The following is a 13,112-nucleotide window of genomic DNA, read 5'->3' as shown; positions in this document are numbered from 1 at the left end:
AATCTGGACTTATCTGTAATCAGGCGTGCGACCGGAGCGGCACTGGGTTAATCGTCGAGGCGCTCTTCCAATTGGCGCACTTCGTAGGTGAGCTTGTCGAGGAACTGCATGCGCCGCATCAGGCGTTCGGCCTGTTCGCGTTGCGCAGCGTCGTTCCAACAAGCCGCGAAGCTTTCGTTCAACGTTTGCTGGGCTTCTTTCAAACGGCGCTTGAACGCCGCGACACCCGCCAGGTTGGCACTGTCCTGCAAGTCCTCGAGCTCTTCGCGCCATTGCATCTGTTGCAGAAGAAATTCGGGGTCGTGGACCGTGACTTCCAGGGGCAGCTCATGGCCGCTGATGGCAAGCAGGTAACGCGCGCGCTTGGCCGAATGCTTGAGCGTCTGGTACGCCTCGTTGAGGTTGGCCGACAGTTCGAGCGCCCGCCGCTGCTCAGCCTCGGGGGCATCGGCATAGCGATCCGGATGGACCTCACGGGCCAATTCCAGATAACGCGCGGACAACTGCTCAAGATCCAGCTGGAAAGCGGGCTGCAATTGGAACAAAGCAAAATGACAAGGAGTTCCCACGAGCCGCCTCAGATGTTGAAGCTTTCGCCGCAGCCACACTCACCGCGCACGTTGGGGTTGTTGAACTTGAAGCCTTCGTTCAACCCTTCCTTGACGAAATCGAGCTCGGTGCCGTCCAGGTACGTCAGGCTTTTCGGGTCGATGATCACTTTCTGACCATGACTCTCGAATACCTGGTCGTCTTCGCCCACTTCGTCGACGAATTCCAGCACGTAGGCAAGGCCAGAGCAGCCCGTGGTGCGAACACCCAGGCGGATACCCTCGCCCTTGCCGCGCCCCGCGAGGGAGCGCTGCACATGTTTAGCGGCGGCTTCTGTCATCTGGATAGCCATGCAAACTCCTTACCTGTACACAGGTCAGATCAAGCCTTTCTTCTGCTTGTAATCGCGAACGGCCGCCTTGATGGCGTCTTCGGCGAGTACCGAGCAGTGGATTTTCACTGGCGGCAGGGCCAGTTCTTCGGCGAGCTGGGTGTTCTTGATGGTTTCGGCTTCATCGAGGGTCTTGCCCTTCATCCATTCGGTCGCCAGGGAGCTGGAGGCGATGGCCGAGCCGCAACCATAGGTCTTGAACTTGGCATCTTCGATGATGCCTTGCTCGTTGACCTTGATCTGCAAGCGCATGACGTCGCCGCAAGCCGGGGCGCCGACCATGCCGGTGCCGACATCAGGGTCCTGCGCGTCCATCTTGCCGACGTTGCGCGGGTTCTCGTAGTGGTCGATGACCTTTTCGCTATATGCCATTTGCTTCAATCCTCATCAGTGAGCCGCTCTGGTGGCGACTTCTTCAGTGCGCCGCCCACTCGATCTTCGAGATGTCGACGCCGTCTTTGTACATGTCCCAGAGCGGCGACAGAGCGCGCAGCTTGGTTACGGCCTCGCAGACTTTCTGCGCGGCATAATCGATTTCTTCTTCGGTGGTGAAGCGGCCGAAGGTGAAGCGGATCGAACTGTGGGCCAGTTCGTCGTTGCGGCCCAGGGCACGCAGTACGTACGAAGGCTCGAGGGACGCCGAGGTGCACGCCGAACCGGACGACACGGCCAGATCCTTGAGCGCCATGATCAGCGACTCACCTTCAACGTAGTTGAAGCTCAGGTTCAGGTTATGCGGGACGCGGGCGATCATGCTGCCGTTGACGTAGAGCTCTTCAAGGTGCTCGACCTGCTTGTAGAAGCGATCGCTCAAGGCCTTGATGCGCACGTTTTCGGCAGCCATGTCTTCCTTGGCAACACGGAAGGCTTCGCCCATGCCGACGATCTGGTGGGTCGCCAGGGTGCCGGAACGCATGCCGCGCTCGTGACCGCCGCCGTGCATGGTCGCTTCGAGGCGAACACGCGGCTTGCGGCTCACATACAGTGCGCCAATGCCTTTAGGGCCGTAGGTCTTGTGTGCGGAAAACGACATCAGGTCGACTTTCAGCTTGGACAGGTCGATGTCGACCTTACCGGTGGACTGGGCCGCGTCGACGTGGAACAGGATGCCCTTGGAGCGAGTCAGTTCGCCGATGGCCGCGATGTCGTTGACGGTGCCGATCTCGTTGTTCACATGCATGATCGAAACCAGGATGGTGTCGTCGCGCAGTGCAGCTTCAACCATGGCCGGGGTGATGATGCCGTCTTCACCGGGCTCGAGGTAGGTCACTTCGAAACCTTCACGCTCCAGTTGGCGCATGGTGTCCAGGACAGCCTTGTGCTCGATCTTGGAGGTGATCAGGTGTTTGCCCTTGGTGTGATAGAAATGCGCGACACCCTTGATTGCCAGGTTGTCGGACTCGGTCGCACCGGAGGTCCAGACGATTTCACGCGGGTCGGCGTTGACCAGGTCGGCGACCTGGCGACGGGCGTTCTCGACCGACTCCTCGGCTTTCCAGCCGAATACGTGGGAGCGCGACGCCGGGTTACCGAAGTTTCCGTCGACCAGCAGGCATTCACTCATCTTTTGCGCGACACGCGGATCAACCGGGGTGGTCGCAGAGTAATCAAGGTAAATCGGCAATTTCATGGACTCTCTCCTAAATCAGGCTGGCTGGCGTTCCGCGTGCTCTGCGGCGGTCATTCGACGGCGGACGCTTCAATCTTGTCCAGGTGCGGCGCCTTGCCATTGCAACGGCGCTGGTCCTGACGCTGGGCTACTTCTTGCACCTCACGACGGGTTACAAGGTCAGCCAAGCTGATACCGCTCAGAAACTCGTGGATCTGCAGGCTCAGGTCGCACCACAGATGATGGGTCAGGCAAGTATCGCCGCCATGGCAATCGCCCAACCCCTGGCATTTGGTCGCATCGACCGATTCGTTCACCGCATCGATCACCTGGGCGACCTGGATGCCTTGCATGTCGCGCGACAATTGGTAGCCGCCACCAGGGCCGCGAACGCTGGAGACCAGGTTGCTGCGGCGCAGTTTGGCGAACAGTTGTTCAAGATAGGACAGGGAAATACCCTGGCGCTCGGAGATATCGGCCAGGGACACCGGCCCGTGCTGCGCATGCAATGCCAGGTCCAGCATTGCGGTCACGGCGTATCGGCCTTTTGTAGTCAGTCGCATGGACAATTACCACGGAGTTCGGAATGGGTGCGAGTATGCAATTCCCGAGTATTTAAGTCAACTATAAGACCGAGTGGACTACTCAGGTTTACCCGCGAAAGAGCGCGCGCATGATAACAAAGGCTGGCCGGGGGTGACAGCGATACCGCGTTATCGTTCATCGCGAGCAAGCTTTGCTCCCACAAGGGGTCTTGGGTGGCCGCAATTCGCGCACGACACCAACCCGATGGGGAGCAAGGCTTGCCCGCGATGCAGGTACCTCGATCTAGCTGGCCTGACTCTGATCCTTGTCCTTCACACACGCGAAGTCTTCCTCGCGCAGCTCAGGCAAGTCCTTGGCACAGTAATTACTGCCCAACTCCTTCAAGGCCCCGCACATCCCCTCCAGCCGACCATCAACGGCCTGCAGGTGATCGAGCAACTGATTGATGGCGCGAGCCACCGGGTCGGGCATGTCCTCGCCGACACCGTAGGCATCGAAGCCGATTTTCTCGGCCATGGCTTTGCGCCGCGCATCCTGTTCGTCATCGGACTTGACGATAACCCGCCCTGGAATGCCCACCACGGTCGCCCCAGGTGGCACGGCCTTGGTCACCACGGCATTGGAGCCGACTTTCGCCCCCGCCCCAACCGTAAACGGCCCAAGCACCTTCGCACCGGCACCCACCACCACGCCATCTTCCAACGTCGGGTGGCGCTTGCCCTTGTTCCAACTGGTGCCACCCAAGGTCACGCCCTGGTATAGCGTGACATCGTCGCCGATCTCGGCGGTTTCACCAATGACGATGCCCATGCCGTGGTCGATGAAGAACCGGCGACCGACCTTGGCGCCCGGATGGATCTCGATCCCGGTCAACCACCGACCGAAGTTCGACACCACACGCGCCAGCCATTTCCAACCCATCCCCCACAAGGCACCGGAAAGCCGGTGAAGCCAGATCGCGTGCATCCCCGGATAGCAAGTCAGCACTTCAAAGGCATTGCGCGCCGCCGGGTCACGATGGAAAACGCTTTGGATATCTTCACGCAAACGATCGAACATTTTATTCCTTCCGCTTAATCAGCTCGCCACGGGCCGCTTTTTGGGTTTCCGTGAGGATGCCGCGCAATATATTCATCTCCGCCCGGTTGACCGAGCTTCGTCCGTACAACCGACGCAGGCGCGCCATCAAGTGCCGCGGTTTCTCCGGATCGAGGAATTCGATGTCCACCAGGGTCTGCTCCAGGTGGCCGTAGAATCGCTCCAGTTCGTCCATGGTCGCCAGTGTCTCACTGCGTGGCGACGTCACCTCGGTTTTTTCCACCTTGCTCGGCTTGCCTTCGGCTGCCAGCCAGGCCATGCGCACTTCATAGCTCAACACCTGCACCGCCGCCCCCAGGTTCAACGAACTGAACTCAGGGTCGGAAGGGATATGCACATGGAAGTGACATCGCTGCAGCTCTTCATTGGTCAAGCCGGAATCTTCACGACCGAACACCAGCGCGATCTCGAAGCCTTGCGCGGCCTCCTCGACCACTTTGGCCCCGCATTCACGGGGGTCGAGCAACGGCCAGGGAATGCGGCGGTCGCGGGCGCTGGTGCCGAGCACCAGATTGCAGCCCACCAGCGCGTCTTCCAGGGTCGCGACCACCTGGGTATTGGCCAGGATGTCATTGGCACCCGAGGCCCGGGCATCGGCTTCGTGATGGGGAAACACGCGCGGCTCGACCAGCACCAGCCGCGACAGGCCCATGTTCTTCATGGCCCGCGCAGCGCCGCCGATGTTACCCGGATGGCTGGTATTGACCAGGACGACACGAATGTTGTGCAACAAGGGAAGCGCTCTCGAACACGATAAAGGGAGCAAATATTACCTAAGCACCTACCGTTAAGCTATGAAAGCAAACACCCACCTTCTCCTGAGGAAACTTTCTGATAGAATGCCCGGCTTTCTTTAACAACCTTAGGTGACACATCCATGCAGCCCATGCTGAATATCGCGCTGCGCGCCGCCCGCAGCGCCAGTGAACTGATCTTCCGCTCCATCGAGCGCCTGGATACCATCAAGGTCGACGAAAAAGACGCCAAGGACTACGTGTCCGAGGTCGATCGCGCCGCCGAACAGAAAATCGTCGACGCCCTGCGCAAGGCTTATCCGAACCACTCGATTCTGGGCGAAGAGACCGGCATGCACGCCGGTACCGGCATCGAAGGCGAAGAATACCTGTGGATCATCGATCCACTGGACGGCACTACCAACTTCCTGCGCGGCATCCCTCACTTCGCTGTCAGCATCGCCTGCAAATACCGCGGTCGCCTGGAGCACGCCGTCGTGCTGGACCCGGTTCGCCAGGAAGAATTCACCGCCAGCCGTGGCCGTGGCGCCCAGTTGAACGGTCGTCGCCTGCGTGTCAGCGGCCGTACCAGCCTGGACGGCGCCTTGCTGGGCACCGGTTTCCCTTTCCGCGACGAGCAGATGGACAACCTGGATAACTACCTGGGCATGTTCCGCGCCCTGGTCGGCCAGACCGCCGGCATCCGCCGCGCCGGCGCCGCAAGCCTGGACCTGGCTTACGTGGCCGCTGGTCGTTTCGATGCGTTCTGGGAGTCGGGCCTGTCCGAATGGGACATGGCGGCAGGTGCCCTGCTGATCCAGGAAGCCGGCGGCTTGGTGAGCGACTTCACCGGCGGCCACGACTTCCTTGAAAAAGGCCACATCGTTGCCGGCAACACCAAATGCTTCAAGGCTGTACTGACCGCCATCCAGCCGCACCTGCCGGCTTCACTGAAGCGCTAAGCAATCCGGCTACAAAAAAGCACCCTTCGGGGTGCTTTTTTGTGCCTGAATAAAACTCCTTTCAGGCATGAATAACCCCCTCGCCACAATGAATTACGCTCCGAACATGGATGCCACCTTCGCAAGCAGGTTCATTCCCAAGCGGGTCTGGGACAGGGCATGAAATGCAGGCGAAAAAAAAAGCACCCCCGAAGGGTGCTTTTCAAAGCCTCAAATCACTGGGCCGGTTGGTTCTGCCCCAGGATCAGCTGACCGTCCTTGCTCACCGGGATCTGGTTGCCCGGGTCGCGATCCATGCGGACTTTACCTTCTTTGCCGTCGAGCATGTAGCGCACGTCGTAACCTACCACCTTGTCGCTGATGTCATTCACCGTATTACAACGAGTCTGAGTCGTGGTGTAGGTGTCGCGCTCCTGCATACCCTCTTGAACCTTGTTACCGGCGTAACCACCGCCGACCGCGCCTGCAACCGTGGCGATTTTCTTGCCGTTGCCGCCGCCGATCTGGTTACCCAGTAGACCACCTGCCAGTGCACCGACCACCGTACCGGCGATCTGGTGTTGATCTTTTACCGGCGCTTGCCGGGTCACAGTCACGTCCTTGCACACTTCACGTGGAGTCTTGATCTGGGTCTTGACCGGCTCCACGGCCAATACTTGCGCATACTCAGGGCCACTCTTCACCAAGCTGTAGGTAGCGACCGCACCACCGGCAGTCACACCGACAGCACCCAATACCGCACCAACCAGCATCGATTTGTTCACTTGAACCTCCTGGCCATCACAAGCGGATTAATCCGCGCTTCTCCCAGCCTTGGAGCATAAAAAAAGGCGCGAGTTCAACTCGCGCCTTTGGGATCTTGCCGGATGGAGGTACGGGCCTTACGGGCGGTCGTCCACTTCCGTTTCGGTGGCAGCCGGAGGAATCAGGTCCTCGGTACTCAGGTTCAGCCAGATCAGCACCACGTTGGCGATGTAGATCGACGAGTAAGTACCCGCCAATACACCGACAAACAGTGCGATGGAGAAACCGAACAGGTTGTCGCCACCAAAGAACAACAGCGCCGCGATCGCCAGCAAAGTGGAGATCGAGGTCGCCATGGTCCGCAGCAGGGTCTGGGTCGTCGAGATGTTGATGTTCTCGACCAGCGACGCCTTGCGCAGCACACGGAAGTTCTCACGCACCCGGTCGAACACCACGATGGTGTCGTTGAGCGAGTAACCGATGATCGCCAGCACCGCCGCCAGCACCGTCAGGTCGAAGGTGATCTGGAAGAACGACAGGATACCCACGGTCACGATCACGTCGTGGACCAGCGAGACAATCGCGCCCACCGCGAACTTCCACTGAAAGCGGAAAGCCAGGTAGATCAGGATGCCGCCCAGCGCCATCAGCATGCCGAGGCCGCCCTGGTCGCGCAGTTCTTCACCCACTTGCGGGCCGACGAACTCGACGCGCTTGACCTGGGCCGGGTTGTCGCCACCGGCCTTCTGCAAGGCTTCGGCGACCTGATGGCCCAACTGCGGGTCTTCACCCGGCATGCGCACCAGCAAGTCAGTGGTCGCGCCAAAGCTCTGCACCACGGCTTCGCCGTAGCCCGACGTCGCCAGTTGCTCGCGCACCTTGGTGACATCGGCCGGACGCTCGTAGGTCAGCTCGATGAGCGTACCGCCGGTGAAGTCCAGGCCATAGTTCAAGCCCTTGTGGAACCAGCTGAACAGCGCCAGCGCAGTGAGGAACAAGGTGAGGGCGAACGCAACGTTGCGAACGCCCATGAAGTTGATAGTACGTAACATGGCAGCCCCTTAAATCCACAACTTCTTGAAGTCACGACCGCCAAAGATCAGGTTGACCATTGCGCGGGTCACCATGATGGCTGTGAACATCGAGGTAAAGATCCCGAGGGACATGGTCACTGCGAAGCCCTTCACCGGGCCGGTGCCCATGGCGAAGAGAATCCCGCCGACCAGCAAGGTGGTCAGGTTGGCGTCGAGAATCGCAGTGAATGCCCGGCCGAAGCCTTCGTTGATTGCCCGCTGGATCGACATGCCCGCGGCGATCTCTTCACGTATCCGCGAGAAGATCAGCACGTTGGCGTCCACCGCCATGCCCATGGTCAACACGATACCGGCGATACCCGGCAGGGTCAGCGTGGCGCCCAGCAGCGACATCAGGGCCAGCAGCATCACCATGTTCACCGCCAGCGCGACAGTGGCGATGATGCCGAAGAAGCGGTAGATGGCGATGATGAACAGCGACACGAACAGCATGCCCCACATCGACGCATCGATACCCTTGGTGATGTTGTCGGCACCCAGGCTCGGGCCGATGGTGCGCTCTTCAGCGAAGTACATCGGCGCGGCCAGGCCACCGGCACGCAGCAGCAGGGCCAGTTCCGAGGATTCGCCCTGGCCGTTCAGGCCGGTGATGCGGAACTGGCTGCCCAGCGGCGACTGGATGGTCGCCAGGCTGATGATCTTTTTCTCTTCCTTGAACGCCTGCACCGCGACGTCTTTCTCGACGCCGTCGACCACTTGCCTGGTGTAGGTGGTGATCGGCTTCTGCTCGATGAAGATCACCGCCATGCTGCGACCGACGTTGCTACGCGTGGCGCGGCTCATCAGCTCGCCACCGTGGCCGTCGAGGCGAATGTTCACCTGTGGGCGGCCCTGCTCGTCGAAGCCGGCCTTGGCGTCGGTCACCTGGTCGCCGGTGATGATCAGGCTACGCTCGATCTGCGCGGCGGGACGGTTGCCCTCGCGGAACTCGAAGCTCTCGGAAGTGGCCTTGGACGCACCCGGCTCGGCGGCCAGGCGGAACTCCAGGTTGGCGGTCTTGCCGAGGATACGCTTGGCTTCGGCAGTGTCCTGCACACCCGGCAGCTCAACCACGATACGGTTGGCGCCCTGGCGCTGCACGATCGGCTCGGCCACACCCAGCTCGTTGACGCGGTTACGCACCGTAGTCAGGTTCTGCTTGATGGAGTATTCGCGGATTTCCGCCAGCTTGGCCGGGGTCATCGCCAGACGCAGCACCGGTTGACCGTTGAGGTCGGCGGGCACAACGTCGAAATCATTGAAGTTCTTGCGAATCAGCACACGAGCCTGCTCGCGCGTGTCGGAATCACTGAAGCCCAGCTGAATGGCACCGTCGACCTGCGGCAGGCTGCGATAACGCAGGCGCTCTTTGCGCAACAGGCTCTTGACGTCGCCTTCATAGACTTTCATGCGCGCGTCGAGGGCTTTTTCCATGTCCACTTCCAGCAGGAAGTGCACACCACCGGACAAGTCCAGGCCCAGCTTCATTGGGTGCGCGCCGAGCTTGCGCAGCCATTGTGGGGTGGTCTGGGCCAGGTTCAGGGCCACGACATAATCGTCGCCCAACGCCTTGCGCACCACGTCCTTGGCCGGCAGCTGGTCTTCAGCCTTGATCAGGCGCAACAGGCCGCCCTTGCCGTTTTCGGCGATGGACGCCGCCTTGACGTCGATATTCGCCGCCTTGAGCGCCGCACTCGCACGGTCCAGATCCGCCTGGGTGACCTGCAAGGCTGTGCTTGCGCCACTGACCTGAATGGCCGGGTCATCCGGGTAGAGATTGGGAGCGGAATAAATCAGACCGACCGCCAGCACCGCCAGGATCAGTACATATTTCCACAGAGGGTATTTGTTCAGCATCACGCCGCCCGCTTATGACGCGGGGCGCCTTGCGCGCCCCGTCGATTGAATAGAAGTTGTTACTTAGATCGCTTTCAGCGTGCCTTTTGGCAGCGTGGCCGCGATAGCGCCCTTCTGGAACTTCATTTCAACAGTGTCGGACACTTCCAGGACCACGAAGTCTTCGGCCACTTTGGTGATCTTGCCAGCGATGCCACCGGTGGTGACCACTTCATCGCCCTTCTGCAAGTTGCTGAGCAGGTTCTTCTGCTCTTTGGCGCGCTTGGCCTGTGGACGCCAGATCATCAGGTAGAAGATGACCAGGAAGCCGACCAGGAAAATCCACTCGAAACCGCCACCCATTGGCGCAGCAGCAGGCGCTGCGGCATCGGCCATGGCGTTAGAGATAAAAAAGCTCATTTAGCACTCCAGTTGCAAGTATTGAATCTTAGGATCGGAAAACTCAGTCCAAGGGCGGTACAGGCAACCCACGCTTGGCATAGAAGGCCTCGACGAAGGCGGCCAATGTACCCTGTTGAATAGCCTCACGCAAACCAGCCATCAGCACCTGGTAATGGCGCAAATTGTGGATGGTATTGAGCATGCTCCCCAGCATTTCGCCGCACTTGTCCAAATGATGCAGGTAAGCGCGGGAGAAGTTCTGGCACGTGTAGCAATCGCAGGTCGGATCCAGCGGCGAATCATCATGGCGATGGAACGCGTTACGGATCTTCAACACACCCGTGTCGATGAACAGATGCCCATTGCGGGCATTACGGGTTGGCATCACGCAATCGAACATGTCCACCCCGCGGCGCACACCCTCAACCAGATCCTCCGGTTTGCCAACGCCCATAAGGTAACGAGGTTTGTCAGCAGGCATTTGCGCCGGCAGGTAATCCAACACCTTGATCATCTCGTGCTTCGGCTCACCCACCGACAAACCGCCGATGGCCAGGCCGTCGAAGCCGATCTTGTCCAGGCCTTCGAGCGAGCGCATGCGCAGGTCCTGGTGCATGCCGCCCTGCACGATCCCGAACAGCGCCGCCGTGTTGTCGGCATGGGCGTTCTTGGAACGCTGGGCCCAGCGCAACGACAGCTCCATGGACACCCGCGCGACATCTTCGTCGGCCGGGTACGGCGTGCATTCGTCGAAGATCATCACGATGTCCGACCCCAGGTCGCGCTGGACCTGCATCGACTCTTCCGGGCCCATGAACACCTTGGCGCCATCTACCGGCGAGGCGAAGGTCACGCCCTCCTCCTTGATCTTGCGCATGGCACCGAGACTGAACACCTGGAAACCACCGGAGTCGGTCAGGATCGGGCCTTTCCACTGCATGAAATCGTGCAGGTCGCCGTGGGCCTTGATCACCTCCATGCCCGGGCGCAGCCACAGGTGGAAGGTGTTACCGAGGATGATTTGCGCGCCAATGGCCTCGATGTCGCGCGGCAACATGCCCTTGACCGTGCCGTAGGTGCCCACCGGCATGAACGCCGGGGTTTCCACCGTACCGCGCGGGAAGGTCAAGCGACCGCGACGCGCCTTGCCATCGGTGGCGAGCAACTCGAAGGACATGCGACAGGTGCGACTCATACTGTTTCCTCGGGCCCGCGTGGCGCGGGGTTACGGGTGATGAACATCGCATCACCGTAGCTGAAAAAGCGGTATCCATGCTCGACGGCGGCCTTGTAGGCGGCCATGGCTTCGGGATAACCGGCGAACGCCGAAACCAGCATCAACAGCGTGGATTCGGGCAAATGGAAATTGGTGACCAGGGCATCGACCACATGGAACGGCCGCCCCGGGTAGATGAAGATGTCGGTGTCGCCACTGAACGGCTTGAGCACGCCATCGCGCGCGGCGCTTTCCAGGGAACGCACGCTGGTGGTCCCCACCGCCACCACCCGCCCACCGCGAGCACGACAAGCCGCCACGGCATCGACCACCTCCTGGCTCACTTCCAGCCATTCGTTGTGCATGTGGTGGTCTTCGATACGCTCCACCCGCACCGGCTGGAACGTCCCCGCGCCAACGTGCAGCGTCACGAACGCCGTCTCCACGCCCTTGGCGGCAATCGCCTCCAGCAATGGCTGATCGAAATGCAGCCCCGCCGTCGGCGCCGCCACCGCCCCCAGGCGCTCGGCGTACACGGTCTGGTAACGCTCGCGGTCCGAACCTTCGTCCGGGCGGTCTATATAAGGAGGCAACGGCATGTGCCCGACACGGTCGAGCAGCGGCAACACCTCTTTGGCAAACGCAAGCTCGAACAACGCATCATGCCGCGCCACCATCACCGCCTCCCCGCCGCCGTCGATCAAGATCGACGAACCGGGCTTGGGCGACTTGCTGGAGCGCACATGGGCCAGCACGCGGTGACTGTCCAGCACCCGCTCCACCAGAATTTCCAGCTTGCCGCCGGAGGCCTTCTGGCCAAACAACCGCGCCGGAATCACCCGGGTATTGTTGAACACCATCAAATCGCCCGGGCGCAAATGCTCAAGCAAATCAGTGAATTGACGGTGAGCCATGGCCCCGCTGACCCCGTCCAGGGTCAACAGGCGACTGGCACGACGCTCGGCCAGAGGGTGGCGAGCGATCAGCGAATCAGGGAGGTCGAAGGTAAAGTCAGCAACACGCATGATGGGGTTCGTCTAGCAGGGCCGGGAAGTCTAGCGGAAATATCAAAAATTCACCACGAAACGTGATTGACCAACGGTAGGCACCTCTCTATACTTCGCCGCCATTGAGCCCTGATGGCGGAATTGGTAGACGCGGCGGATTCAAAATCCGTTTTCGAAAGGAGTGGGAGTTCGAGTCTCCCTCGGGGCACCATCTTAAAGAAAGACCTTGAAATTCAAGGTCTTTTTTTTCGCCTGCAGGAAAGTGGACTTGCCGTGATCCAACGCATCACCCAGTCCATTGTGGCGAGGGGATTCATCCCCGCTGGGCCGCAAAGCGGCCCCAATGACCAAACCTGTGGCAACGAAGAGTCTGTGGCTAATAGGAACCTGTAGCGAGGGAGCTTGCTCCCGCTTGAGCGCAAAGCGCTTACAAAAAATGTCACAACCCACACCGATGCTCCGCCTTGCGACACCCAGTTGACCCACCGCCCCTCCTCACCCGCTGACAAAGGATTTCACCCCATGGAATTGCTGCTGGAAACGGTCGCTCTTTACTCGCTGAAGCTGGCTTACGAGACGGAGGGGCATAGTCCGATTTTGCGGGATGATCCGTTGATGGGCGGGTGTGATCGGGAGGTGTTTGGGTTGTTGGTGCGGCGGGGGGATGTGGCTCGGATTCAGGGGGAGATTGGTCGGTGTTTGGATTTGGCGTTGGGGGCGGTTGGTGGAGGGAATACGGTGTTGGGGCGGGAGCTGGGGCGCTTGGCTTCGGGTTTCAGCGCGACGCAGACGATGGAAGAGCTTCATGATCCGGCTATCCTGCTCAAGGGGTATTTGCGCGCTGTTGTGTGAGCGGGATACCAATGACTCCGAGGGTGTCAGAAATTTTGTGTTCGGGCATAACATGAGTAAGAGGTGCATGTATGCCAACCAAAAAGAAACCGC

15 protein-coding genes and 1 tRNA gene are annotated in these 13,112 nt (G+C 60.2%); 3 read left to right on the top strand and 13 right to left on the bottom strand.

Translation table 11 applies throughout. The annotated features are described in order from the left end of the window. Positions 1–47 precede the first annotated feature (47 nt). The 7 genes from hscB to trmJ all read right to left on the bottom strand — a co-directional run bounded on the left by hscB (position 48) and on the right by trmJ (position 4,926). Positions 48–569: a co-chaperone HscB gene (gene hscB, locus N4Q37_RS26815; protein WP_260963201.1), complete on the bottom strand. Its 522-nt coding sequence runs from the start codon at positions 567–569 to the stop codon at positions 48–50. Between the two features lie 8 nt (positions 570–577). After that, positions 578–901, bottom strand: coding sequence for an iron-sulfur cluster assembly protein IscA (iscA, locus tag N4Q37_RS26810; RefSeq protein WP_030139597.1), 324 nt, complete (start codon positions 899–901; stop codon positions 578–580). Between the two features lie 24 nt (positions 902–925). Beyond that, the gene (iscU, locus tag N4Q37_RS26805; RefSeq protein ID WP_003185157.1) at positions 926–1,312 is read right to left on the bottom strand and encodes a Fe-S cluster assembly scaffold IscU; all 387 of its coding nucleotides are present in this window, start codon (positions 1,310–1,312) and stop codon (positions 926–928) included. A gap of 43 nt (positions 1,313–1,355) precedes the next feature. After that, positions 1,356–2,570 carry an IscS subfamily cysteine desulfurase gene (locus N4Q37_RS26800; RefSeq protein WP_260963200.1) on the bottom strand — a complete coding sequence of 405 codons (1,215 nt, stop codon included), beginning with the start codon at positions 2,568–2,570 and terminating at the stop codon, positions 1,356–1,358. 50 nt (positions 2,571–2,620) lie between these two features. After that, positions 2,621–3,112, bottom strand: a complete 492-nt coding sequence (iscR, locus tag N4Q37_RS26795; protein ID WP_024777044.1) for a Fe-S cluster assembly transcriptional regulator IscR — start codon at positions 3,110–3,112, stop codon at positions 2,621–2,623. 265 nt (positions 3,113–3,377) lie between these two features. Beyond that, positions 3,378–4,154: a serine O-acetyltransferase gene (gene cysE, locus N4Q37_RS26790; RefSeq protein WP_260963199.1), complete on the bottom strand. Its 777-nt coding sequence runs from the start codon at positions 4,152–4,154 to the stop codon at positions 3,378–3,380. 1 nt (position 4,155) lies between these two features. Beyond that, positions 4,156–4,926, bottom strand: coding sequence for a tRNA (cytosine(32)/uridine(32)-2'-O)-methyltransferase TrmJ (gene trmJ / locus N4Q37_RS26785; RefSeq protein WP_260963198.1), 771 nt, complete (start codon positions 4,924–4,926; stop codon positions 4,156–4,158). Positions 4,927–5,070: 144 nt separating this feature from the next. Here trmJ and suhB point away from each other — a divergent pair, with 144 nt between their 5' ends. Then, positions 5,071–5,889: a type III secretion system regulator SuhB gene (suhB, locus tag N4Q37_RS26780; protein ID WP_260963197.1), complete on the top strand. Its 819-nt coding sequence runs from the start codon at positions 5,071–5,073 to the stop codon at positions 5,887–5,889. A 215-nt stretch (positions 5,890–6,104) separates the two neighbouring features. Here the strand turns inward: suhB and N4Q37_RS26775 are convergent, their stop codons facing one another. The 6 genes from N4Q37_RS26775 to queA form a co-directional block, all read right to left on the bottom strand. Beyond that, complete coding sequence (locus tag N4Q37_RS26775; RefSeq protein ID WP_260963196.1) at positions 6,105–6,653, bottom strand: glycine zipper 2TM domain-containing protein; 549 nt, start codon at positions 6,651–6,653, stop codon at positions 6,105–6,107. 117 nt (positions 6,654–6,770) lie between these two features. Next, positions 6,771–7,685, bottom strand: a complete 915-nt coding sequence (secF, locus tag N4Q37_RS26770) for a protein translocase subunit SecF (protein WP_260963195.1) — start codon at positions 7,683–7,685, stop codon at positions 6,771–6,773. A 9-nt stretch (positions 7,686–7,694) separates the two neighbouring features. Continuing rightward, entirely contained in the window at positions 7,695–9,563 is a 1,869-nt protein-coding gene (gene secD, locus N4Q37_RS26765) for a protein translocase subunit SecD (protein WP_260963194.1), read from the bottom strand. Between the two features lie 63 nt (positions 9,564–9,626). Further along, the gene (gene yajC / locus N4Q37_RS26760; RefSeq protein WP_260963193.1) at positions 9,627–9,962 is read right to left on the bottom strand and encodes a preprotein translocase subunit YajC; all 336 of its coding nucleotides are present in this window, start codon (positions 9,960–9,962) and stop codon (positions 9,627–9,629) included. A 43-nt stretch (positions 9,963–10,005) separates the two neighbouring features. Continuing rightward, on the bottom strand, positions 10,006–11,121 hold the full coding sequence (tgt, locus tag N4Q37_RS26755; RefSeq protein ID WP_260963220.1) for a tRNA guanosine(34) transglycosylase Tgt: 1,116 nt from the start codon (positions 11,119–11,121) through the stop codon (positions 10,006–10,008). 14 nt (positions 11,122–11,135) lie between these two features. Then, the gene (gene queA / locus N4Q37_RS26750) at positions 11,136–12,185 is read right to left on the bottom strand and encodes a tRNA preQ1(34) S-adenosylmethionine ribosyltransferase-isomerase QueA (protein ID WP_260963192.1); all 1,050 of its coding nucleotides are present in this window, start codon (positions 12,183–12,185) and stop codon (positions 11,136–11,138) included. 108 nt (positions 12,186–12,293) lie between these two features. Between queA and N4Q37_RS26745 the strand changes: the two genes are divergently transcribed. Together N4Q37_RS26745 and N4Q37_RS26740 are read left to right on the top strand one after the other, a co-directional pair. Further along, a tRNA-Leu gene (locus tag N4Q37_RS26745) sits at positions 12,294–12,378 on the top strand. A 311-nt stretch (positions 12,379–12,689) separates the two neighbouring features. Then, on the top strand, positions 12,690–13,019 hold the full coding sequence (locus tag N4Q37_RS26740; RefSeq protein WP_260963191.1) for a hypothetical protein: 330 nt from the start codon (positions 12,690–12,692) through the stop codon (positions 13,017–13,019). Positions 13,020–13,112: the final 93 nt, after the last annotated feature.

The sequence above is a fragment of the Pseudomonas citri genome (genome assembly GCF_025336485.1).
GTDB classification, from domain to species: Bacteria; Pseudomonadota; Gammaproteobacteria; order Pseudomonadales; family Pseudomonadaceae; genus Aquipseudomonas; species Aquipseudomonas citri.
The sequence above is the reverse complement of the archived record's forward strand: the minus strand, read 5'-3'. Positions and strand labels throughout refer to the sequence as shown.

Coding starts and splice junctions, on each gene's coding strand:
- iscA (WP_030139597.1), bottom strand. CDS start 901: ATGGCTATCCAGATGACAGAAGCCGCCGCTAAACATGTGCAGCGCTCC.
- iscU (WP_003185157.1), bottom strand. CDS start 1,312: ATGGCATATAGCGAAAAGGTCATCGACCACTACGAGAACCCGCGCAAC.
- N4Q37_RS26800 (WP_260963200.1), bottom strand. CDS start 2,570: ATGAAATTGCCGATTTACCTTGATTACTCTGCGACCACCCCGGTTGAT.
- iscR (WP_024777044.1), bottom strand. CDS start 3,112: ATGCGACTGACTACAAAAGGCCGATACGCCGTGACCGCAATGCTGGAC.
- cysE (WP_260963199.1), bottom strand. CDS start 4,154: ATGTTCGATCGTTTGCGTGAAGATATCCAAAGCGTTTTCCATCGTGAC.
- suhB (WP_260963197.1), top strand. CDS start 5,071: ATGCAGCCCATGCTGAATATCGCGCTGCGCGCCGCCCGCAGCGCCAGT.
- secF (WP_260963195.1), bottom strand. CDS start 7,685: ATGTTACGTACTATCAACTTCATGGGCGTTCGCAACGTTGCGTTCGCC.
- secD (WP_260963194.1), bottom strand. CDS start 9,563: ATGCTGAACAAATACCCTCTGTGGAAATATGTACTGATCCTGGCGGTG.
- yajC (WP_260963193.1), bottom strand. CDS start 9,962: ATGAGCTTTTTTATCTCTAACGCCATGGCCGATGCCGCAGCGCCTGCT.
- tgt (WP_260963220.1), bottom strand. CDS start 11,121: ATGTCCTTCGAGTTGCTCGCCACCGATGGCAAGGCGCGTCGCGGTCGC.
- queA (WP_260963192.1), bottom strand. CDS start 12,185: ATGCGTGTTGCTGACTTTACCTTCGACCTCCCTGATTCGCTGATCGCT.
- N4Q37_RS26740 (WP_260963191.1), top strand. CDS start 12,690: ATGGAATTGCTGCTGGAAACGGTCGCTCTTTACTCGCTGAAGCTGGCT.